The following is a 22,734-nucleotide window of genomic DNA, read 5'->3' on the forward strand; positions in this document are numbered from 1 at the left end:
GCCTTAACAACCAAATTGTCCGCTTAACCATCCCTCCATGCCCTGCCCAAACAACAAATTCATTAGCTTTATATGATGAAAATCAATGCGCTCTGTAAAGACCTGTTTCGGTACAGCTGTTTGTTGTCATTGATCGTTGCAGCAATAGCAATGATCTTCCTGTATGTATTTAAACAGGCCAGCCATCAACCTGTTCTTTATTCATTAATGGTCGGTATGCGGTTCTTTTTAATGGGCGTTCTCAATATAATTATATTGATCTGGCTCGATAAAAACAGGCCTTCAATGACGGAAAGGAAGAAGAAATTTATCCGCTATGGGGTAGGTTATGCTATTGTACTCGTCTTTTTCTTTATAACAGATCCCATAGCGCAATTCCTTACTCATCCGCTACTCCATGATAAACTCTGGCCTGATCAGATACTTGCCGTTCTGGTACAGGGGTTAATGAATAACAGCCTTGTGCTGATCCTGCATAACTTCGTTATACTGCAACATCAGAAGGCCAACCATGAGCTTGAAATAGCCCGGCTAAGCGCTGCAAATGTAGAATCAACCAATCTGCTGCTCAAACAACAGATACATCCTCACTTCCTGTTCAATGCCCTGAGCATGTTGAAAAGCCTTTATAAATCGGATCTTAATGCAGGTGAAGAATATCTTACGCACCTGGTTAATTTCCTCCGCGCTTCACTGGCAGAAAGCCACGCCAGGGTTGCCCGCCTCTCTGACGAGATTAATCTGTGTAATGACTACCTCGAAATGCAGAAGATCCGGTTTGAAAATGCGCTGGTCTGCACCATAGACATTCCGGAAAACGTATTATTACATGGTTCCGTACCTTTGTTCTCCATTCAGTCCCTGATAGAGAATGCTATCAAGCATAATGAAGTGTCAGAGCTGTCTCCGCTTGTGATCAGGGTCTACTATAAAGATGACCGCATCATTACAGAGAATAACATACAGTTAAGAACAATGACAGATACTCCCAGCAGAAAGGGACTTATGAACTTAGTAGAACGTTACCGGATATTATCTGATGATGAAGTTATAATCAGCCAGGAAAACGACACATTTTCAGTCAGTATTAAAGTATTGAACAATGAAGATAGTAATCATAGAGGATGAGAAAGTGACTGCAAGGGACCTGGCGCAAACCATCACCCAGTTATATCCTGAAGCAGAGATAGAAGCTATATTAGGCACTGTGAAGGAAAGCGTCAGCTATTTCCGTGAAACCACAAATGCTGATCTCATCTTTTCTGATATCCAGCTGGGCGACGGACTGAGCTTTGAAATATTTTCCAGAGTTGAAATAACAGTACCTGTTATATTCTGTACCGCCTTCGATGAATATGCCCTGAATGCCTTTAAAGCGAATGGTATCGATTATATATTAAAACCCTTCACTTCCGCTACTGTAAATACAGCTGTGAAGAAGTACCTGAGCTTCAGGGAGAAGTTTGCTGATAACCGCCCTAAATATGAATTTCTCGAAGAGATATTTGTCTCGAAAAAAAGCCTTGATCCGGGATCTATCCTAGTATTTTATAAGGACAGGATCCTGCCGGTAGCCATCAGCCAGATCGCATTCTTTTACCTGAATAAAGGCCTGGTACAACTCACTACATTCGACCTCAAAAGCTATACTGTCAATAAAAATATGGAAGAGCTAAGTAAGATAACAGGCCCCTTGTTCTTCCGTACCAACAGGCAGTTCCTGGTAAACCGGAAAGCCGTGCAGGACGCCTCCAGCTACCTTTCCCGCAAGCTGTCTGTTAACCTCACAGTTCCCACCAAAGAAACCGTTACCATCAGCAAGGAAAAGGTATCCCAGTTCCTGGAATGGCTGACACAGACCGGAAGCTGAGATCAAAATATCCCCTCAGGGATGTTTCATTGAGGAATTTGGCTGTTTCGTACCGGTTGGGCTCCTCTCCACTGACCTATATATTGATCTTTGACCCATGAAAGCGCCGGCCGCTCTGTTGCCGGTGAAAACATGGTCAAATGAAGAATATACAGTATTGTCTCTTACTCCTTTTACTTGCTCCGGGATTTCTGCATGCGCAACAAAGATGGGATCTGAAATCCTGTCTCAGCTACGGATTGAAGTACCACCGGAGCACCAGGGTCTACCAGAATGAAAAAATAGCCGCTAATGAAAAGGCAAAAGAGGCACTGGCTTCCTATCTGCCAAGTATAGAAGGTACCGGCGGACTGGCAGATAACATCAAACCCCAGGTAAGCATCATTCCTGCCGGTTTATTCAGCCCTACAGATATGAAGGTGGCTTTTACCAAAAGATATAACACCAGCACCCAGGTAGAGCTGAACCAGCCCATCTTTGACCAGTCAGCCATCATTGGCCTGAAAGCCAATAAGTACAACAAAGAAACGGCCGACCTGAATATCAGGAACAATGATGAAGCACTCATCTACAATATCAGCAACGCTTATTACCAGGTACACATTTACCAGCTGCAGCTCATGCTGCTGCATGCCAATGAAGAAACCTACCGGGAACAGCTGCGCATCTCTGAACTGGGCGTCAGCAAAGGCGTAACTGCAGAGGTAGACCTTAACAAGATCCGGGTAAATTATAACAACACCATGTCTGATATCAATGTGGCAGAAAGAAACCTGGAACAGGTAAGCCTGCAGTTGAAGAATGAAATGGGTTATCCGCTCAGCGAGGCATTGCTGATAGATACACTTACCTTAACCAGCACCCTGCCTGTGCCTGAAACACAGCGCCCTGACACATTCCAGGTCGATAACCGTTCAGATTTCCTGTTGTCCAAAGCAAAAGCTTCATTACTGGATATTAATGCAAAACAAACCCGCGCAGGAAAATTACCTACCCTTTCACTTTACGCACGCTACGGTAGCAATGGGTTTGGCGATAAGCTCGGACAATCCTTCAGCTCACAGAATACATTCTCAGTAATAGGGCTGACCCTGAAGGTGCCCATCTTTAACGGGTTTAAGAAGAACGCACAATACCAGCAAGCCCGGATAGATCTTTTGAATGCACAGGAAAATATGAAGCTGGATGCAGATAAATACAAGGTTGAATATGAGAATGCGAAGACAAAACTGGTGAAAGCAGAAGCCAATGTCGCCAACGATAACCGCAATATTGAACTGGCCAGATCAGTTTTCGAAAGCACCAACCTGCAATACCAGAAAGGAGTGACAGATCTGACAGACTGGCTCAATGCCCAGAACTCACTTAAAGAAGCGCAGAATAATTATCTCAATTCCCTTTATTCTTTCTATACCGCCAGGATAGATCTTGAAAAAGCAAACGGCACTTTGAAAGAATACTATAACTCTTTATAAAAACAGCATGAAAAAGAAAATTATCACAGGTAGTATCGTATTGCTGGTAGTTATCCTGGTTGCCTGGAAACTGGCGGGTAACAAAAAGGAGATCGATACGCGTAAGCAGCGTAATGATACTGCCGCCATCATTATCCCTGTAAAGGCGGTAGCGGTAAGATCAGACAGTATAGTTACCAGTATTCAGAAAACAGGTAACATATCACCTTTCAAAGAAGCTAAGGTATTCGCTACTCAAAGTGGTAATGTAATGAACCTGCATTTTGAACTGGGCAGTAAGATAAAACAGGGACAGCTGCTGGCTGTAATGGATAACAAAACAGCATTGATAGACCTGCAGAAAGCAAAGCTGACTGCCGCAAAACTGTCAAACGACCTGAGTACATACAAAGAACTGCTGGCAGGAAAAGCAACAACGGCACAGAAGGTGAAAGACCTGCAGCAGGATTATGACAATGCAGTAAGCCAGGAAAGAATAGCTGCCAAACAACTGGAAGATACAAAGATCACTGCCCCTATCAGCGGTGTCATACTCAGCAAAGATGTGGAGGCGGGCGTTTTTCTCAGCCCGGGTACACAGATAGCTACTATCGTGAATGCAGAAAAAGCGAAGATCCAGGTGAACCTTTCAGAAAGTGAGGTATACCATATACGCCAGGGGCAGCAGGTGAAAATAACGGCGGCCGTTTACCCTGAACATGAGTTTACAGGAACGATCACTTTCATCAGCCCAAGCGCAGATGAATCACATAATTACATGGTGGAAGTTACAACCGGCAATAACGGCGAATTCATGCTGCATCCAGGCACCTTTGTTAAAGCTGATTTCATGGGCAATACAGGCAGGATAGCAACGCTTATTCCGCGGGAGGCTATCTCCGGTAGTCTGGACGATGCTTCCGTATTTCTTGTGAAGAATAACCGTGTTGAACTGAAAAAGATCAGAACAGGTGAACAGGTAAATGGAATGATCGAAGTGCTGAGCGGCCTGACAGAAGGAGACCAGGTGGTAGTGTCCGGTCAGATCAATCTGAAGGATGGATCATCCATTAGTTTATCCAAATAAAATATGCTTCATGTCAATTACTGAAATAGCCATTAAAAGGCCGTTGCTTATCGTCGTAATATTCACGGTATTGATCCTTTTCGGCATACAATGTTACATCAGTCTGAACTATAACCTGTTACCTAAGATACAGGTCAACACGGTAACGGTCAGCACCGTTTATGCAGGTGCTTCCGTTACTGAGGTGGAAACTTCGGTGACCAGGAAACTGGAAGACATACTTTCCTCTGTGGAAGGATTGGATCAGATCAGCTCCACTTCACAGCAGGGAGTATCCCAGGTAACCATTACACTTAAAAGCAATGCAGACGTTGATGAAGCAGAACGCAACATTCAACGTAAGATAGATCAGTCGCAAAATGATCTGCCTGACCAGGCTGACAAGCCAATAGTAAAGAAGATCAACCTGGAAGAAACACCGGTTGTGCAAGCGGGGGTTACAGGTAAAGTAGACTCCAGGGCTTTGTATGACCTGGTAGATAAGCAGATAAAACCTGCATTACAGAATGTTGCTGGTGTTGGTCAGCTCAATATCATAGGTGGCGATGAAAGGCAGATAAAGGTGAATATTGAACATGATAAACTGAATGCTTACGGAATGGCCATTCCTGCATTAACACAGGCTATCACCAATGCCAACCAGTCTTTCCCCGCAGGTAGCATTGAGACAAGTAACGAGCGTCTCTCTATCCGCTACGATGCTAATATCGTTTCTGTAAAAGAGCTGAGCGATCTCATTATCTATAAGGATAATAAAGGTGGTGTAATATATCTGAAAGATGTAGCAAGCATCAGCGATGCCGTTGCAGATCCTGTTGCTGTCACCCATCTGAACGGTTCTCCTTCTATCGGTTTACAGATCATCAAACAGTCCGATGCCAATGCTGTTGATGTAAGCCGGCTGGTAAAAGAGAAATTCAGCGAACTGGAAAAACAATATGCAGCGCAGGGGATAAAGTTCTCTGTATCTACAGATCAGAGCACATATACGCTGGCCTCGGCAAATGCGGTGATAGAAGACCTTGTACTGGCTATCGTGATAGTAGGAATAGTAATGCTGGCCTTTCTCCACAGTTTCAGAAGCTCTATGTTCGTACTCATTGCGCTCCCTTCTTCCATAATTCCCACTTTCATCGCTATGTACGTTCTCGGGTTCTCACTGAACATGATGACGCTGATGGCTATGTCGCTGGTGGTTGGTATCCTGGTAGACGATTCCATCGTTGTACTGGAAAATATCTACCGGCACCTGGAAATGGGTAAAAGCAGGTGGCAGGCAGCATTGGACGGCCGTAATGAAATAGGCTTCACCGCCCTGGCCATTACACTGGTAGACGTAGTAGTGTTCCTGCCGCTGGCGCTTTCCGGAGGGATAATCGGTGCTGTCCTGAAAGAGTTTTCGCTGGTAGTTGTAGTCTCCACCCTGATGAGCCTTATCGTCTGCTTCACTATCACACCACTGCTTGCCAGCCGTTTCGGAAAGCTGGAAGAATTAAGTAAAAAAACCTTATGGGGAAGAGTGAACCTCGGGTTCGAACACTTTATTGACGGCGTTAAAGAAGAATATGCCAAGCTACTGGCGCTCCTGTTAAGAAAGAAAAGATGGCTGCTCTCCGGTGTCATTATTATGATTGTGGCTTCTTTTTCCTTATTGGTGAAAGGCTTTATCGGCGCCGCTTTCATTCCTGTAATGGACCAGGGGCAATTATTGATAAAGATCGAACTGGCGCCCGCCGCTTCTCTCTACCAGACAAATATGGCGACACAGGAAGCTGAAAAGCTGATCATGGCCCATCCGGAAGTAGTGAATGTTTTCTCTACTGTAGGTTTCGTTACAGGAAGCGTAGCGGGTTCTACAAGTAACGCCAACCAGGCAGAGATAGCCATAACGCTGGTAAATAAAAAGAAACGTTCCCTGTCATCCGATGAATTTGGATTATTGCTGCAACAGGAAGTAAGCAGGGCAGTGGTCGGAGCCAAGGTAAGCGCTGCGCCGGTATCCCTCTCCGGCAATAGCAGCGGCCCTCCCATCCAGATCGCAATAAAAGGCAGCGATCCTGTAACGCTAAGAAATGTAGCTGATCAATGTAAAGACCTGATCGCTACAGTACCGGGCACCCAATCTGTAGAGCTGTCAGTAAAAGCACAGAAACCTGAAATAGAACTGGAACTGGACCGTGAAAAAATGATGATGCTCGGTGTAGATGCCAGGCAGGTGGGCGCCGCATTGCAGAATGCCTTCAATGGTAATGACGACAGCAAATTCAGGGAGAAAGGAAATGAATATTCCATGCTGATCAGGCTGGACGCCGGCAACAGGTCCACCATCAGCGATATCAGGAAGCTCGCCTTTACAAGCTCTTCCGGAGGGACTTTCACATTGGACCAGTTTGCGGATGTCTATGAAGGCATGGGAGAAAGTGTATTGCAACGCAGGAACCGCGAAGGTAATATCACGATCAACTCCAACGTGGTAGGTCGTCCCACAGGTACCGTTGTAAGTGATATTAAGACCAAACTGGCAACCGTAAAGATACCCCCGGGTATCACAGTTGAATACCTGGGAGATGCAAAGAATCAAAAGGACGCCTTCGGCAGCCTGGGACTGGCGCTCCTGACCGCTATCCTCCTGGTATACATGATCATGGTGGCTCTTTACGAGAATGCGGTATATCCTTTCGTAGTGCTCTTCTCCATTCCTGTAGCACTGATCGGCTCTCTGCTGGCGCTGGCACTCACAATGGAAACACTGAACATTTTTTCGATAATAGGTATCATCATGCTGCTGGGACTTGTTTCCAAGAACGCGATCCTGATAGTAGACTTTACCAACCAGCTGAAAGAAGAAGGCCGTTCTGTGAGCGAAGCATTGATAGAAGCAGGGAAAGAACGTCTGCGCCCCATATTAATGACAACATTGGCAATGATATTCGGTATGCTGCCTATTGCGATGGCAGCTGGCGCCGGCTCGGAAATAAAGAATGGTATGGCATGGGTTATCATCGGCGGACTTACAAGCTCAATGATCCTGACACTGTTTGTTGTACCATCTATGTACCTGATCATAGATAACATGATCCATCGCAAGAAAAAGCACGAGCAACATAAACATCATATACAATATGAAGTATAGCATCATCCCCTTACTCCTGCTGGCATCTGCAAAGCTGTCAGCACAGGGAAAAGTGAACATGAACGATTCTCTCCGCGCAGAGAAGAAACAACCTATAGCCACAGCGCCTCCGCTAATGGGGCGGGTTAACGTAAATTATATGTTGGCACCTGTAGATGCAGGGACAAGCACTTTTGCAGTTAGTCAGCTGACTGTAGACGAGATCAGCCCCTTATACAGACTCACAAAGAAACGATCTCCGCATCCTTTGATGCTGAGATTCGGCCTCCGCTACCAGGGCCTGTTCCTGGCTAACGAGAAGGCAATAGACGGAGATAACTTTCACTCCGTAAGTATTCCGTTGATGCTCACCTACGTTGCATCCCGTAACACCAGCATTACAGCCATCCTTAACGGAGGCATTGCTTCAGATTTTCGTAAGGATGTTACATCAGATGATCTTATTTACGTTGCCGGAGTAAGGTTCGGCTTCAGGCAAACAAAGAGGTTCAGGTTAGGTGTAACACTGGTATATTCTGATACTTATGTAGGCCGCACCCTGATCCCTATGCCTGATTTTGACTGGACCATCAGCTCCAGGTGGAAGCTGGAAGCATTTATGCCAACCCGGTTAGCATTGAAGTATAAGCTAAATAAGACACAGACATTAGCATTGGTACAAGGCCTCAATACAGCCAGCTATCGTCTCAATGATTCAACCAAAACAGGTAAATACCTGCAGTTCCAGCAGGTCAGCGGTGGACTGATGTATGAGCTTAATATAGGCCGGCACTGGACATTTAACCTGATGGGGGGATATGCATTCAGCCAGAAACTACAAACGTTTAACAACGATCAGAAGATATCTTTCAATAGCCTGGCAACAATGAAGGATAGAATAAAACTGGTCTCTTATGAGAAAAGTTCTCCTATGTTCCAGGCAACATTGAGTTTTAAATTTTAGGACGGTGAACACACCTTGAAATTTGTGACAGTACATATGTAGACCTAAGGAACGTGCCGGTATAATCTTATACCGGCATCTTTATAAATATCCTTTCATTCGTGCGCAGTGCAAAAATGCCTCTCTCAAAAAATGTCGTAAACCACCCCTCGTTTTGTCCATTTCAACCCCTTCTTAAACATAATGCCCTACTTACCTTTGAAGCATTGAATCACCAAAAAAGAATACCATGGCATCAGTAAGCACATACCTGAACTTCCAGGAAAAAACAGAAGAAGCATTCAATTTTTACAAGTCAATATTCGGCGGGGAATTTCAAGGAGCCGGTATCATGCGTATGGGAGATGCGCCTCCCCAGGAAGGCATGCCGCCATTATCAGAGAAGGATAAAAATCTCGTAATGCATGTAGAGCTGCGTATTCTCGGCGTTCACACTTTAATGGGAACAGACAGTATAGGGTCATGCGGTATGCAAACCACATCCGGCAATAACATGCACGTCAACCTTGACCCCGGTACCCGTGCAGAAACAAAACGCATCTTTGACAGGTTGAAAGAAGGTGGTAACGTAACAATGGAATTACAGGACATGTTCTGGGGAGATTATTTTGGAAGCCTTACTGATAAGTATGGCATTAACTGGATGTTCAATTGCCCGGAAAAACCATAATAAAGGAAGATTGCCTGGACCTTTGGTCCGGGCAGTCTGTAACATCTCAGGACATGATATCCAACTGCCTCTTCCCCTCCTCAGTAAGCCTTGTAAAATCCCAGGCAGGCTCCCAGGTAAGTATTATCTCTGTCTCTTTCCCCGGGAATGCGGCAGACAACGCATTCTCTACACCCATGGTAATAGCTTCTCCCATCGGGCAATGAGGAGTAGATAAGGTCATTGTTACGATGATCTTCCCTTCTGTTTCCATGTTAAGATCATAGATCAGCCCCAGGTCAATGACGTTTACAAATAACTCAGGATCTATTACCTGGTATAATACTTCAATAGCTTTGGTCTTATCCTCAAAATGAGGATCGCTGATAGAGATAGTCATCTTTTATGAAAAATTATTTTAAGGACATTCACATTATATGACAGGGCAGTAACTATCCATATCCCTGCAGCTATCTGCAGTGTCAGATGGTGCCGGGTTATGATGCCTGTGCACAGTGTCAGCAATGCCAGTATATAGGAACCGTATTGGAATTTCAATAAAGGAGAGGAGTAGAGCTGTTTGGGCAGGGGCACATTTACTTTCCCGTTCAGATGTTTATACCGCTGGTTCCAGATTATAAAAGGTAATGTTTTAAATGTTTTACCAAGGATGATGGCAGTAATCCAGCCCAGCAGTATAAGCGTACCGTAAAGCACGCCCCACTTGCCATCATGCCATACAAAAGGTATCATAATGACAGACAGCAACAGGCAGATAAAAGAAAGTGCCGTATGCTGCATAGGCAGGTCAATAGCTTTTCTCACGCGTGACCGGAAAGCATCGTACAGATAGCATAGCCAGCATATAATCCCGGCAATGATCAGCAGGCCGTAAAACAGGGCGCGTATTGTAAAACCATCTGCCATAAAAAGCAGCAGCCCGGCATTTTGCAGGATGAAGGCGGTGGTCAGCAGCCCTTTCTTTGTTGACTTTCCCAGCAGGAACATGGGGATCAGCTTGGCGCTTACCCCGGTAACCAGTTGCAGGAACCAGCCTGCTATACCGGCATGTGCATGTAGCTTTAATATCTGCAGATGATTCACCTGTAGAAAAGGGTAGCGCAGGTTCACAGCCAGTAACAACCCTATAGATGCCGTGATGACCAGCCATACCGCTGCGCTGATCATAAAACATTTCTGGGCGGTATATGCCCGGCAGCTGCCTGCCGTCCGGATTGTATTGAAAAGGAACAACAGGGCAGATAGTAATACCAGTGCGCCTCCTGTTATCATGACAGGCCCTGTACTGAAAAACCAGAAGGATGGCGCCAGCAGCAGGATACCTGCTGTCAGCACCATCCAGGAGCAAAGCGCCAGCGGAGAGCTGTACAGGTCATTCTCACACAACACAGGCAGCAGCTCGTACGAAGCGCCATAAATGATCATGGTGCCCCACCCTAATGTGGCAGTATGTACAATAGCCAGCAACCGCGGATGAAAGTAATGCCCGCCCAGCTCACCTGCCGATATGAAAAGCAGCAATGACAACAAAAGGAAAAAGAAAGCAGCGGTTGCATAAAAAGGCAGTACTGCATAATTTTCTGGCGCTTTTGCTATGTTGATATTGCTCATGATTTAATAATTAACAGTCGTACATCTCCTTCTCCCACTTCATTCATATGTACCTGGTAATTCTGCCCTGCCAGGTCATCCAGCAGGTATACAGGCTTCTTCTTATGCAGTACGTAGAGCGCATGGCCTTGCGGCAATGTCTCCAATGCCTGTAGTATAGCCTGCATAGGCCCCGGCATTTCCAGCTGCCGTACATCTATCTGTACTATCTTTTCCTGCGGAAATGAAGGGAACTCCTTCGGATAAGCAATGCTGATATTGAAAGGCGCCTGTTTAAGGAACCATGTATGGAATTCACCTGAGGCAACAGGAGCAGCATAACTCAGCACTCCTCTTTTTTCCAGTAAGGAGATCAGTGGATAAGGTACAAAGGTGTTGATGATACAAAGTACCTCTCCTTCCGGCAATGCCGTAAAATGCTGCATGATCTCTTTAAAAGGATCTTTGTTCTCTGCCAGGGAAGGGCGCACATCGAGGTAATGTATACGTGCGGAAGTAAGCCATTGCGGCGCTTTATTCCCTTCTGCCTGCATAGCGGTATCTTGCTGCTCAAAGACAAATCCCAGTGGTGCTAATACATCGGCAAATGCCTGTATGGAGCATCCTCCCATCTTTGCCGCTTCCGCTATGCTGACCCTCGATGCCATCATCTTACGCAGCAATGGGTTCCGGAGTTTTTCCAGTGGCCGGGACAGGGACGCAATGGCTTCAATGCTTTCCTTGTTGGCCTTTATCAGCGCGGAGATCTTTGTGTTGGCATTGATCGGGATCATGCTACATCAGTTTACATTTTTTGAACAGGATATTGTTCTCCAGGTGTATATGCAGGTGAAGGTCTTCCTCAAACTCTTCTACCTTTTTGAAAAGATAACAGTAAGAATTGCAGGCTGAAGGTGGCGGAGTATAGTTGTTGGTCACCTGCCGTATCTGTTTGAGCAGCTGACCAGCAGTTTCATGCTCACCCTCCAGCTTACGGATGATCTCTGCTTCCGCCAGGTTTTGTCTGATCATCGGAAAGAGTATCTCTTCCTCTTTCTTCAGGTGATCTGCCAGCTCTGTCAGCAGCTGGTCCAGCAATGAATACAGCTCCTTCAGCTCCGGATGCTGTTCCTGGTGACGGGCAGCTACTGTAGCCGCCAGTTCTCTCAGTTGTGGAGATTGCTCCTTTACATAACTATGATGGGTATGAATGATGTAATCTGCCAGGAAAGCCGGCTCCCACTTGTTATAATCCCTGGAAGGAGAGGTGCTGGTATAATTGCTTTCTTCCAGCGCTGCCCGCAGCTTATCCTCCGGAATACCCTGTTCCGCACATACCTGTTTAACGGTTTTGCCACCGCCACAGCAGAAGTCAATCCCCATTGCCTTGAACACATCCGCCTTGCGCAGGTCGCTGGCAGCTATTTCCCCTACAGTATCTTCCTTATAGCTGGTGATCTTTACCTTCCATTCTTCCGGTCCGTTCTGAACATATTCCCAGGTAAAGGTGTTCCCTCTTTCACCCAGCAACTGGTAATAAAGTGGTCTGGGGTCATGGTCATTATGAATAGTGAAATGTTCTCCGTAAGAAAGATTGTCAAAGTACTTGAAGATAGTAGGATGCTTGAGCCTGGGCTCGATCAGTGTCACATCAAGCGTGGTGCCGTTTATCATAATTGTATTTTTTGGTAGTAATAAAATATTGTCCAAGATTGAGGAACAGCAGTCCCGCAACCATTATAAAAGCAATAACAAAAAGCAGTTCGTTCATATAGCCAAGGTGTATATATCCCAATGCTGTGATACCCTGTATCATTAGCAGCAGCTCGTTGAGAAATACGCCTGACACAAAAAGTATAATACCGGCAATACCTGTTGCGGTAAGGGAAACAAGCTCGTTTGTAATCATGTAACCAATAATGCACAGGGTAATGATCACCAGTAAGACCAGGTGCAGGTAGCCTATTACAATAGGCCGGTAACCATATACCACACTGCTCAGGGAAGGAATGGCAGACAATGCCTGCAGTACTACTTTGATAGTCACCCCAATGGCAGATAAGATGAACAGCCATTTTGGAAGAGGCCCGAATACCACCGGGTATCGCACCAGCTCCCTACAGAACAGCATCCATGCAAACAGTTGCATGCCTGCCGCAAAGATCACTGCCACATAAGCCCATACAGGAACGGTCATCCATGTTATAGAGAGGAAACATGTGGGTACGCAGGCTACAGCAAAGAGGTTGAACACTGTATTGGAAGACAGCAGCTGTACATTCCTTTCAGCAAGTGCATGTACTGCCAGCCCCATACAGGCAAAGAAGAACCAGCCGTTATACTGGAAATGCAGGTAGTAGTAAATGGAAGCAAGAATATATTGCTGGTCTGTAGGATGCGTCATGAAATACCCCAGGCTGAATGGCCCCACAGATGATAGTACAAGAAAGATCAGCGCCCCTCCGAACCATCTGGCAGCAACATGATGTTTACAATCCTGCCAGCAATACCATGAAAAGAAATAAGAAACAATAACAGATAAGGTAGAGAAGAAGATGGAGAAACCTCCATATCCCTGAAAGGGAAAAGAGAACAACATCCCATACGCAGCAATGCTGTGTGTAATGAGTATCCTTTTATAGACAGGAGTAAGCCGGGTAATGCCCAGGCTGTATACCATCAGCACCATTAAAGAAAGAGATACCCATCCTGCAAATGCGAAGTGCGAATGTGCGTGCATCAGGGACTTCTGGTCCAGCCATTCCAGGGAGAAGAGTATCTTATAACGCATTACCATGCCCAGTATGGCAACAATCAGTATGTTCCATATCGCCAACCTCGTCCAGAACTTTATTGATGAAAGCATATCATGTGTTTATTGCAAAGCAACAAACATTGCAGACTACTTTCTATGCGCACAATCATAAGAGGAAAGATATACCTTCCCATTATTGATCCACAGCACTCCCTGCTCTTCCAGCTGCCTGATAGCGCGTATCACGGTCTCTACGCGCAGCCCTGTCATGTCTGCTATCTGCTGGCGTGTAAGCATTACTTTAGAACATTGTGAGCAGACGTTCTGCTTTGTTTGCTTGAAGTAGTTGAGCAGGTTTAAGATACTATGCCTCGGGTTCTGGTTAGCCTGCTCTTTAGATAAAAGGTATTTGAAACGAAGCCTTCTGCAAAGCAGTTGGGTAAAAGCAAGATGTAGCTCAGTGTCCTCCTTCAGCAATTGTCTGAATGCGTCTCCATTCAGCCGCAGGTATACGGCATCTGTATCTGCAATGGCAGTTACGGCATAGGGCTGGTCATCTATCAGCGCCAGTTCACCGAAGCATTCCCCGGGTTGAATGATCATCTGTGTGAATTCTTTCCCTTCATCGGTAATATTTACACAACGTACCCGGCCGCTTATCAGCTGGTTATAAAAGTGTGCGCTTCCTTCTTCCAGGAAAAGCATCTCTCCGGCGCTGACCTGTTTGGAAACAGCTCCCAGTGAAATAAGTGTTTCAATGTCTATCATCATACAGTATAAAATTACTGATCTCGGCTCCCTCCAATACTGACCACCGTCCTGTAAAGAAATGATCCTCGGCAGGATTCCGGTCTTTATGAGTACGATCATAAAATAGGAAGCCTGAACACGGTAGTCTTGCAGCATAATCAATGCATACTATATGAAAAAGGTAGCTTTTTTAGGCCTCTCGGCCTTGTTGCTGTATGCCTGTGGGGGGAGCACAAACACACAGGAAACCGCATCTAAAACAGAGCCGGCCGTACAGGAAGTGCAGGAGGTGCCACAGGAGGCGTCTGCATATGACTCGTTACGGGGACTCGGAAAATTTGACAAAGTAGATGTTGGAAAAGCCCTGGACCAGGGAATGGCCGTGAAAGGGAAACAGATCTTTGACGTGAAATGCTCCAGCTGTCACAAACTGTCAGACGAAAAACTGGTAGGTCCCGGATGGAAAGGCGTTACAGAACGTCACAGACCGGAATGGATCATGAACTTCATCACCAATCCTGATCCCATGATCGATAAGGATCCCAAACTGCAGGCACAGCTGGCCATATGCATGGTACGCATGCCTAACCAGAACCTGAATGATGAAGATGCCAGGAACATACTGGAGTTTATGAGGCAGAACGACGGTGTTAAATAATACTCAAAATCTCAAAAAATGTATACTATGAGAGCTGCTTGTTTTGTCCTGACTTCTCTTATAATAGGGGGACTGGGCGCCTGTAAACCTAAGAACGCCGGCAATGCCGTAAGTGGCAATGCTGCGGAAAAAACATACGTGGCACCCGGCAAATACGATGAATATTACAATTTCGTGTCCGGTGGCTTCAGCGGACAACTATCCGTATACGGACTACCCTCCGGACGCCTGCTCAGGGTCATTCCCGTATTTTCCCTTGATCCGGAAAAAGGCTGGGGTTTCAGTGAAGAAACAAAACCCATGCTGAATACCTCACACGGCTTCACTCCCTGGGATGACCTGCACCACGTGCAGCTCTCCAAAACCAAAGGAGATAACGATGGCCGCTGGGTATTTGTAAACGGTAACAACACGCCCAGGCTGGCAAGAATTGACCTGAGCACTTTCCGTACTGCAGAGATACTGGAACTGCCTAACAGCGGCGGTAACCACTCTTCTCCCTTCATTACCGAAAACACGGAATATGTAGTGGCAGGTACACGCTTCAGCGTACCGATGGACGATGCCGATGGCGACGTACCTATCAACACCTATAAAAAGAACTTTAAAGGTACTCTCAGCTTTGTCAGTGTAAACCCCCAATCCGGGAACATGGACATCGCTTTCCAGATCGAAACGCCAGGCGTGAACTTTGACCTGAGCCGCGCAGGCAAAGGCCCTTCTCACGGATGGTTCTTCTTCTCCTGCTATAACACCGAACAGGCCAATACTTTGCTGGAAGTGAACGCCTCAAAGAACGATAAGGACTTTGTAATGGCAGTGAACTGGAAGAAAGCAGAAGAATATGTGAAAGCCGGCAAAGGAAAGAAAGTGAATACAAAGTATATGCACAATGTATTCGATGAATCCACACATACTGCCACTTCTGAAACAAAGAACAACGTTATTGTACTGGATGCAAAGGAACTGAAGGATATCTGTTACTTCATCCCCTGTCCTAAATCCCCTCATGGTATTGACGTTGATCCTACCGGTCAGTACATGGTAGGTAGCGGTAAACTGGCTGCATTGATCCCTGTGTTCTCTTTTGACAAGATGATCAAAGCCATTGAGAAGAAAGACTTTGAGGGCGACTTTGCCGGTATCCCTGTCATCAAATATGAATCAGCGCTGTATGGCGAAGTAGATAAACCCGGCCTGGGACCATTACACACAGAGTTTGACGGCAGAGGCAACGCTATCACCACTATGTTCGTATCATCCGAGATCGTGAAATGGAATATTAAAGACCTGAAGGTGATCGACCGTCAGCCTACATTCTATTCTCCCGGCCACCTGATGATTCCCGGCGGAGATGCTATCCATCCTGAAGGCAAATACGTAGTATCATACAACAAGATCACAAAAGACCGTTACCTGCCAACAGGACCGGAACTCTCACAGAGTGCACAGCTGTTCGACATCTCCGGCGATAAGATGCAGCTCATCCTCGACTATCCCACCATCGGCGAGCCTCACTATGCACAGGCCATCAAAGCCGATAAAGTAACCGGAAAGTCAGTGAAGATCTTTAAGATAGAAGAGAACAAACATCCTTATGTAGCAAAAGGAGAGTCTGATACGAAAGTAACAAGGGAAGGTAATAAAGTACATGTACGGATGACAACTATCCGCTCTCACCTTACACCAGATAATATTGAAGGTATCCGGATGGGCGATGAAGTGTACTTCCATGTTACCAACCTGGAACAGGATTGGGACGTACCACATGGCTTTGCCATCAAAGGCGCCAACAATGGAGAGCTGCTGGTAATGCCCGGAGAAACTACCACGTTGAAATGGGTACCTGACAGAGTAGGGATCTTCCCCATCTACTGTACAGACTTCTGCAGCGCCCTGCACCAGGAAATGTCTGGTTATGTAAGGGTATCTCCTGCAGGTAGCAACGTACCCCTCACATTCAGCACAGGCACTAACCTGCCGGCAGAGTAATATTATTGGAACGGGAGGCTGTTTCAGATGTAGAGAGAGACGGCTTCCCTGTTTCCTTATTTCGGTAGTGTCTCAGTCTAGCCCGCAGGGCCAACTATTCCAAACTGATACACTATCCTTATTTCAAGAATTTGTCATGAAGAAAGCTCAATTACATGGTATAACGCGGGTCTTACTGCTCATAGGCGGTATCGTGCTGCTGGGTGCACTATTCCTGCCCATCTGGAGGATAGAACTGGATGCGCCGCAGTACCCGGAAGGATTAAAGCTGCTGATCTTTGCTAACCGCCTGGCGGGAGACGTAGAGATCATCAATGGACTGAACCACTACATAGGAATGAGAACGCTGCACTCAGACGCATTCATTGAATTTAAAATACTGCCAGTAATTATCTTCTGCTTCAGCGCACTAACCCTGTTGGCATCAATAGTCGGTCGCCGTAAGTTCCTGTATAAAGTATGCATACTCTTCCTGCTGTTCGGTATCGTATCAATGATAGACTTCTGGAAATGGGAGTATGACTACGGGCATAACCTGAACCCGGATGCAGCCATAAAAGTACCTGGCATGGCTTATCAGCCGCCATTAATAGGATTTAAACAATTGCTGAACTTCGGTGCTTATTCCATGCTGGATGCCGGTGGATGGATCTTCGCAGCTGTAGGCGTGCTGCTGGTGGGCGCATCCTTCTGGGAATACCGCAAGGCAAAGCTCTCATTAATGCTGGCATTCGTCTTCCCGCTTTTCTTCCTGTCTTCCTGCGGCCAGGGGCCATCAGCCATTAAACCGGGAACAGATCATTGCGATTTCTGTAAGATGACCATCAGCGATGCCCGCTTTGCAGGAGAACTGGTTACACAGAAAGGAAGAGTATATAAGTTTGACGACCTGCACTGCCTGCTGGCATATCTGAAAGCCACTCCAACAGAGAACGGAAAATATTATGTCTCGGATTACGAACAGCCGTTTACGTTACAGCCGGCAGACAAGATGATATTTGTTGAAAGCGCTGAATTGAAAGGGCCTATGGGTGGACAAACAGCTGCTTTCTCAGATAAAGAGGCCACGGCGAAATACAACGGCAAAACACTCACCTGGAAAGAAATACTGCCATGAGATGCCTGTTGCTGATATGTCTGTTAATGGTGGGGACCGCCCATGCACATACTATCCGGGTAGGAAAGGGTCAACGTATCACTTCCATACACCGGGCTATCAGCATGGCTGTAAAAGGAGACACGGTACTGGTGGACAAAGGGACTTATAAAGAAGGGAATATCATTGTAGATAAACCCATTGTTTTGAAGGGACTGAACCAGCCCATACTGGACGGGGAAGGAAAACATGAGATCATTTCTGTGAAATCGCCTTATGTGGTGATAGAAGGCTTCCTGGTAAAACACTCAGGATATTCTTCTGTAACAGATATAGCCGGCATCAAAATATACAATACACATCATGTCACTGTTATCAACAATACACTGGATAACAATTTTTTCGGGATCTACGCCCAGGGGGCTAAACACTGTACCATTACAGATAATCATTTAACCGCGTATAGCAGGGCAACAGAATTGTCCGGCAATGGTATCCATTGCTGGAAAAGCGATAGCATGACCATCAGCGGCAACCGGGTGTCCGGTCACCGGGATGGTATCTATTTTGAATTCGTTACACATTCATTGATCGAGAAGAACATATCTGCTTCCAACAACCGGTATGGATTACATTTTATGTTCTCTCACAATAACACCTATAAGAGCAACACCTTCCGTAAGAATGGGGCAGGAGTAGCGGTGATGTTCACCCGCAACGTCACCATGCTGGACAACCTGTTTGAAGAGAACTGGGGAGATGCTGCCTATGGTATCCTGCTGAAAGAGATCTCTGACAGCCGTATTGAGCATAACCGTTTTGTGAATAATACCACAGCTATTTATATGGAAGGCGCCAGCCGGATCAACGTAAGCAGGAATGCTTTCACTGGCAATGGCTGGGCTTTGAAGATCCAGGCAAGCTGCATGGACAACCATGTCAGTAATAACAACTTCACCGGCAACACCTTCGATGTGGCCACGAATGGCAGCCTGGTGCTGAATGTATTTAATGGTAATTACTGGGATAAATACGAAGGCTACGACCTGAACAGGGACAGAAAAGGCGATGTGCCTTATCACCCCGTCAGCATGTATGCCATGATCATAGAAAGATATCCGCCTTCCATGCTGTTGTTCAGAAGTTTTATGGTAACACTGCTGGAAAAGGCGGAAAGGGTCATTCCCAGCCTTACACCGGAAGCGCTGAAAGATGATGCGCCGTTAATGAAACCAATTGTATTATGATCACTGTAGACGCTGTGTCGAAATCTTTCGGAAAGCTGAAAGCACTCGATAATATATCCATCACCTGCCGCTCTGGCGAATGTATTGCCCTGACCGGCCCTAACGGAAGTGGTAAGACCACCCTCATAAAATCTATACTGGGCATGATAGTGCCGGATAGCGGGAAAATACTGGTTAACGGGGAAGATGTTGCAGGCGGCTGGAAATACCGGGAAGGGATTGGTTACATGCCGCAGATAGGCCGCTACCCGGACAATATGACCATTGGCCAGGTGCTGGACATGATAAAGGATATGAGACAGACCCCTGCTGCCAGGCTGGATGAAGAGCTGATCAGGGCTTTCAAAATACCCTCCTTGCTGCATAAACGCATGGGTACCCTCTCCGGTGGCACCAGGCAAAAGGTCAGCGCCTGTCTGGCATTTCTCTTCCAGCCGGATGTGCTGATCCTGGATGAACCAACTGCAGGGCTGGATCCCGTATCCACAGAAATATTGAAAGAAAAGATTGTCAGGGAAACAGATAAAGGAAAGCTGATACTGATCACTTCCCATGTGCTGAGCGACCTGGAAGAACTGGTGAGCGAAGTGATCTACATGCAGGACGGAAAATTATGTTTTCATAAACAGATAGAGCGGCTTTTGTCTGATACAAAAGAAGAAAGACTGGGCAGAGCCATCGCAAAAGTAATGTCGGGAATATGAAAAAGATGACGAGATATGTAATGGCAGATATTCTCCGTAACAGGATCGTTATCGCCTATATGCTGTTCCTGATGGTAATATCGTTCAGCATCTTCAGCCTGGAGGATAATACATCAAAAGGCCTGCTCAGCTTATTAAATATAGTACTGCTGATAGTGCCCCTGGTAAGCCTGATCTTTTCAACCATCTATGTGTATAACAGCGCAGAATTTATAGAACTGCTGGTAAGCCAGCCGGTAAAACGGAAGGTGATCTGGACCAGCCTTTTCTGCGGACTGGCAGTTGCCTTATGCCTTGCCTTCATTGTAGGCGTGGGCATTCCGGTATTGATCTATGCCCCCGGCGTAACGGGGTGGATAATGATGGCCTGTGGCTGTTTACTGTCTGCCGTCTTCGTATCGCTGGCATTATGGGGAGCAGTGAAAATAAGGGATAAGGCCAAGGGAATAGGATTGGCTATCATGATATGGCTGCTGTTCACATTATTGTTTGACGGACTGATACTCTGGCTGCTGTTCCAGTTTGCTGACTATCCTATAGAGAACGGAATGGTGGCAGTAATATCCCTGAACCCTGTAGACCTGTGCCGCATCTTCATGCTGTTGTTCCTGGACATGTCTGCCCTGATGGGATACACCGGCGCCGTATTCAAACAATTTTTTGGTTCCGTGTTGGGGATGATCGTATCCTGTATGATCATGGTGCTATGGGTCATTATTCCTTTCCTGTTATCATTAAGGATATTTAACAGGAAAGATCTTTAATTATCCGGTTTTAAATCAGCTAAAGGACTGTTTGTGGTCAGGGTTCCTGCTGAAATATAAAATGACCTTCGTGCTAAATTTCAAAGTAACCTGCAACAATGGACAAACATAGTTTTCATATTCCTGTTCTTGGCCTGGGATATAGTATTGATACACCTGTGAAGGTGGCGCGATTCGGGATCTCCTCTGTAATATCTATAGTGGACGATCAGCTGGTGGAAAGAATGAGAGTCCTTCACTGTAAAACGGCAGGAGTAGATTACTTCCCTATTACGGAAAAAGAGGATGACTATCGCGCTAAACGCATCACCGATTATCTGAACAGAATACATGCTATTGTAAAAGATCAGATGAAGGAGATAGTCTTGCTACCTTTTGAAGGTGATAATGATCTTGTGAAATATTTTGAGCTGCTGCCTGACAGTTCATCTTTGAAAAAGATGTATAACCGCATGTGCAGCCTGGATGAAGGTAGCGAAAAGCAGCAGATGCAGCAGGAACTCCGTCGCCATGTAACGGCAGGTGCTATAGATGTGAACATCATGTGTAAGCTGGACAGGGCTGGCACAGATGCAAAGGGCAACCCGCTGCCTCCTGAATACTCTGACGCATTGGCTGCCCTGCGCGGCTTTGCCAGGAGTGATCTGGAATCTTCCGTCGTATTGTCTGCCGGGTATAATCCGGCATTGTACAGTTATATTGAACAGTTCCCCGACTTCTATCCTGGTAAAGATGACAAATTAAAGAAGAAGCTGATCTTAAAGGTCAGTGACTATCGCTCGGCGTTGGTACAAGGGAAAATTTTGGCTAAAAAAGGTTTATGGATCTCGGAATTCAGGATAGAGTCGGGCCTGAACTGTGGCGGCCATGCGTTTGCTACGGACGGTTTATTGTTAGGTCCCATACTGGAAGAGTTTAAGAACAAACGTGAGGAGTTAACGGCAGAGCTGTTTGAGCTTTGTAACAGCACGCTGGAGAAGAACGGTCTTCCCGCCTTCAGCAATCGGCCGGCATTGAAGATCACCGTACAGGGGGGGATCGGTACAGCAAGTGAGCATGCTTTTCTCATAGATAATTATATCCTGGATGGTGCAGGGTGGGGTAGCCCGTTTCTTCTGGTACCAGAGGCAACCAATGTAGATTCGGATACCCTTACCCAACTATCCGGCGCCAGCAAGGAAGATTATTATATGAGTTATGCATCTCCGTTAGGTGTGCCGTTCAACAACTTCAGGAAAAGTACCTCGGAAGTACAACGTAAAGAAAGAATAGCGAAGAACAGGCCGGGAAGTCCCTGTCATAAAAAATACCTTGTCTCCAATACAGAATTTACAACAGAACCTATCTGTACGGCCTCCCGTCAGTACCTCCACCTGAAGATAAAAGAACTGGAAGCCAAGGGCCTGCCTGCTACAGAATACAGGCAGGAATTGGATAATGTGCTTGAAAAGGATTGCCTTTGCGAAGGATTAGGAGCATCTGCATTGAAGAAGAATGATCTTCCTCCTTCTCATGGGTTAACAGCTGTGACCCTATGTCCGGGCCCTAACCTGGCATACTTCTCCGGTGTCTTTTCTTTAGCAGAAATGGTAGGGCACATTTATGGTAAACTGAACCTGCTCAATTCATTGCACAGACCTAACCTTTTTGTAAATGAGCTGCATCTCTATATAGATTATCTCAAAAAGAAACTGGTTACAGGAGTAAGTCTTCCTCCTAAACAGGTAAGAGCTTTGGAAACATTTAAGAAAAATTTACTGGAAGGAATTGAATACTATAAAGGTTTGGCAACAACATTTACATCTATGAAAACCGAGCTGGATGCTGCCGCAATTACACTCGCAGCGCTGCGCATCAGCTAAGCCTGCCGCAAGCCAAACTCCGCTCAAAAAGCCTGCCGCAGACGTACTCACAAAACTAAGCTGATTCACTACGGCGCCTCTCAACTTAAAAAAAGCTGGCCGCAGGCCGCCCATGAAAAAAAACGGTTTCGCCGAAGACGAAATCGTTTTTTTTGCGCA

The 22,734-nt window shown here is 46.1% G+C and carries 20 protein-coding genes; 14 read left to right on the plus strand and 6 right to left on the minus strand.

The window, feature by feature from the left end:
* Positions 1 to 72: 72 nt before the first annotated feature.
* The 7 genes from GO493_RS14880 (at position 73) to GO493_RS14910 (ending at position 9,157) form a co-directional block, all read left to right on the plus strand.
* Complete coding sequence (locus GO493_RS14880; protein WP_157306998.1) at positions 73 to 1,128, plus strand: sensor histidine kinase; 1,056 nt, start codon at positions 73 to 75, stop codon at positions 1,126 to 1,128.
* Positions 1,103 to 1,870, plus strand: coding sequence for a LytR/AlgR family response regulator transcription factor (locus GO493_RS14885; protein ID WP_157306999.1), 768 nt, complete (start codon positions 1,103 to 1,105; stop codon positions 1,868 to 1,870). Before GO493_RS14880 ends, GO493_RS14885 begins: the two co-directional genes overlap by 26 nt.
* A gap of 140 nt (positions 1,871 to 2,010) precedes the next feature.
* A complete protein-coding gene (locus GO493_RS14890) occupies positions 2,011 to 3,345 on the plus strand; it encodes a TolC family protein (RefSeq protein ID WP_157307000.1) in 1,335 nt (444 codons plus the stop codon).
* Positions 3,346 to 3,352: 7 nt separating this feature from the next.
* Positions 3,353 to 4,411, plus strand: a complete 1,059-nt coding sequence (locus GO493_RS14895) for an efflux RND transporter periplasmic adaptor subunit (protein ID WP_157307001.1) — start codon at positions 3,353 to 3,355, stop codon at positions 4,409 to 4,411.
* Between the two features lie 10 nt (positions 4,412 to 4,421).
* Positions 4,422 to 7,544: an efflux RND transporter permease subunit gene (locus tag GO493_RS14900; RefSeq protein WP_157307002.1), complete on the plus strand. Its 3,123-nt coding sequence runs from the start codon at positions 4,422 to 4,424 to the stop codon at positions 7,542 to 7,544.
* Positions 7,534 to 8,487: a DUF6268 family outer membrane beta-barrel protein gene (locus GO493_RS14905; RefSeq protein WP_157307003.1), complete on the plus strand. Its 954-nt coding sequence runs from the start codon at positions 7,534 to 7,536 to the stop codon at positions 8,485 to 8,487. Before GO493_RS14900 ends, GO493_RS14905 begins: the two co-directional genes overlap by 11 nt.
* 229 nt (positions 8,488 to 8,716) lie before the next feature.
* A complete protein-coding gene (locus tag GO493_RS14910) occupies positions 8,717 to 9,157 on the plus strand; it encodes a VOC family protein (RefSeq protein WP_157307004.1) in 441 nt (146 codons plus the stop codon).
* Between the two features lie 46 nt (positions 9,158 to 9,203).
* Here GO493_RS14910 and GO493_RS14915 read toward each other — a convergent pair whose 3' ends face one another.
* The 6 genes from GO493_RS14915 to GO493_RS14940 are packed head-to-tail and all read right to left on the minus strand — an operon-like array spanning position 9,204 to position 14,273.
* Complete coding sequence (locus GO493_RS14915) at positions 9,204 to 9,536, minus strand: metal-sulfur cluster assembly factor (protein WP_157307005.1); 333 nt, start codon at positions 9,534 to 9,536, stop codon at positions 9,204 to 9,206.
* The gene (locus GO493_RS14920; protein WP_157307006.1) at positions 9,533 to 10,768 is read right to left on the minus strand and encodes a hypothetical protein; all 1,236 of its coding nucleotides are present in this window, start codon (positions 10,766 to 10,768) and stop codon (positions 9,533 to 9,535) included. Before GO493_RS14920 ends, GO493_RS14915 begins: the two co-directional genes overlap by 4 nt.
* Positions 10,765 to 11,541 carry a DUF2249 domain-containing protein gene (locus GO493_RS14925; protein ID WP_157307007.1) on the minus strand — a complete coding sequence of 259 codons (777 nt, stop codon included), beginning with the start codon at positions 11,539 to 11,541 and terminating at the stop codon, positions 10,765 to 10,767. The genes GO493_RS14920 and GO493_RS14925 overlap by 4 nt, the downstream gene beginning before the upstream one ends.
* Position 11,542: 1 nt before the next feature.
* A complete protein-coding gene (gene ric, locus GO493_RS14930) occupies positions 11,543 to 12,421 on the minus strand; it encodes an iron-sulfur cluster repair di-iron protein (RefSeq protein ID WP_157307008.1) in 879 nt (292 codons plus the stop codon).
* A complete protein-coding gene (locus GO493_RS14935; RefSeq protein ID WP_157307009.1) occupies positions 12,399 to 13,613 on the minus strand; it encodes a hypothetical protein in 1,215 nt (404 codons plus the stop codon). Before GO493_RS14935 ends, ric begins: the two co-directional genes overlap by 23 nt.
* A gap of 36 nt (positions 13,614 to 13,649) precedes the next feature.
* The gene (locus GO493_RS14940; RefSeq protein WP_232538855.1) at positions 13,650 to 14,273 is read right to left on the minus strand and encodes a Crp/Fnr family transcriptional regulator; all 624 of its coding nucleotides are present in this window, start codon (positions 14,271 to 14,273) and stop codon (positions 13,650 to 13,652) included.
* Between the two features lie 151 nt (positions 14,274 to 14,424).
* Between GO493_RS14940 and GO493_RS14945 the strand changes: the two genes are divergently transcribed.
* The 7 genes from GO493_RS14945 to GO493_RS14975 all read left to right on the plus strand — a co-directional run bounded on the left by GO493_RS14945 (position 14,425) and on the right by GO493_RS14975 (position 22,575).
* Positions 14,425 to 14,910, plus strand: a complete 486-nt coding sequence (locus GO493_RS14945) for a c-type cytochrome (protein ID WP_157307010.1) — start codon at positions 14,425 to 14,427, stop codon at positions 14,908 to 14,910.
* 27 nt (positions 14,911 to 14,937) lie between these two features.
* Positions 14,938 to 16,902: a Sec-dependent nitrous-oxide reductase gene (gene nosZ / locus GO493_RS14950; protein ID WP_157307011.1), complete on the plus strand. Its 1,965-nt coding sequence runs from the start codon at positions 14,938 to 14,940 to the stop codon at positions 16,900 to 16,902.
* Between the two features lie 136 nt (positions 16,903 to 17,038).
* Positions 17,039 to 18,019, plus strand: a complete 981-nt coding sequence (locus GO493_RS14955) for a nitrous oxide reductase accessory protein NosL (protein ID WP_157307012.1) — start codon at positions 17,039 to 17,041, stop codon at positions 18,017 to 18,019.
* Positions 18,016 to 19,245 carry a nitrous oxide reductase family maturation protein NosD gene (locus GO493_RS14960; protein ID WP_157307013.1) on the plus strand — a complete coding sequence of 410 codons (1,230 nt, stop codon included), beginning with the start codon at positions 18,016 to 18,018 and terminating at the stop codon, positions 19,243 to 19,245. Before GO493_RS14955 ends, GO493_RS14960 begins: the two co-directional genes overlap by 4 nt.
* A complete protein-coding gene (locus GO493_RS14965) occupies positions 19,242 to 19,949 on the plus strand; it encodes an ABC transporter ATP-binding protein (protein ID WP_157307014.1) in 708 nt (235 codons plus the stop codon). Before GO493_RS14960 ends, GO493_RS14965 begins: the two co-directional genes overlap by 4 nt.
* Complete coding sequence (locus GO493_RS14970) at positions 19,946 to 20,713, plus strand: ABC-2 transporter permease (RefSeq protein WP_157307015.1); 768 nt, start codon at positions 19,946 to 19,948, stop codon at positions 20,711 to 20,713. The genes GO493_RS14965 and GO493_RS14970 overlap by 4 nt, the downstream gene beginning before the upstream one ends.
* A 98-nt stretch (positions 20,714 to 20,811) precedes the next feature.
* Positions 20,812 to 22,575: a hypothetical protein gene (locus GO493_RS14975; RefSeq protein WP_157307016.1), complete on the plus strand. Its 1,764-nt coding sequence runs from the start codon at positions 20,812 to 20,814 to the stop codon at positions 22,573 to 22,575.
* The last annotated feature ends 159 nt before the right edge of the window (positions 22,576 to 22,734 follow it).

This window comes from Chitinophaga tropicalis (genome assembly GCF_009758205.1).
Taxonomy (GTDB): Bacteria; Bacteroidota; Bacteroidia; order Chitinophagales; family Chitinophagaceae; genus Chitinophaga; species Chitinophaga tropicalis.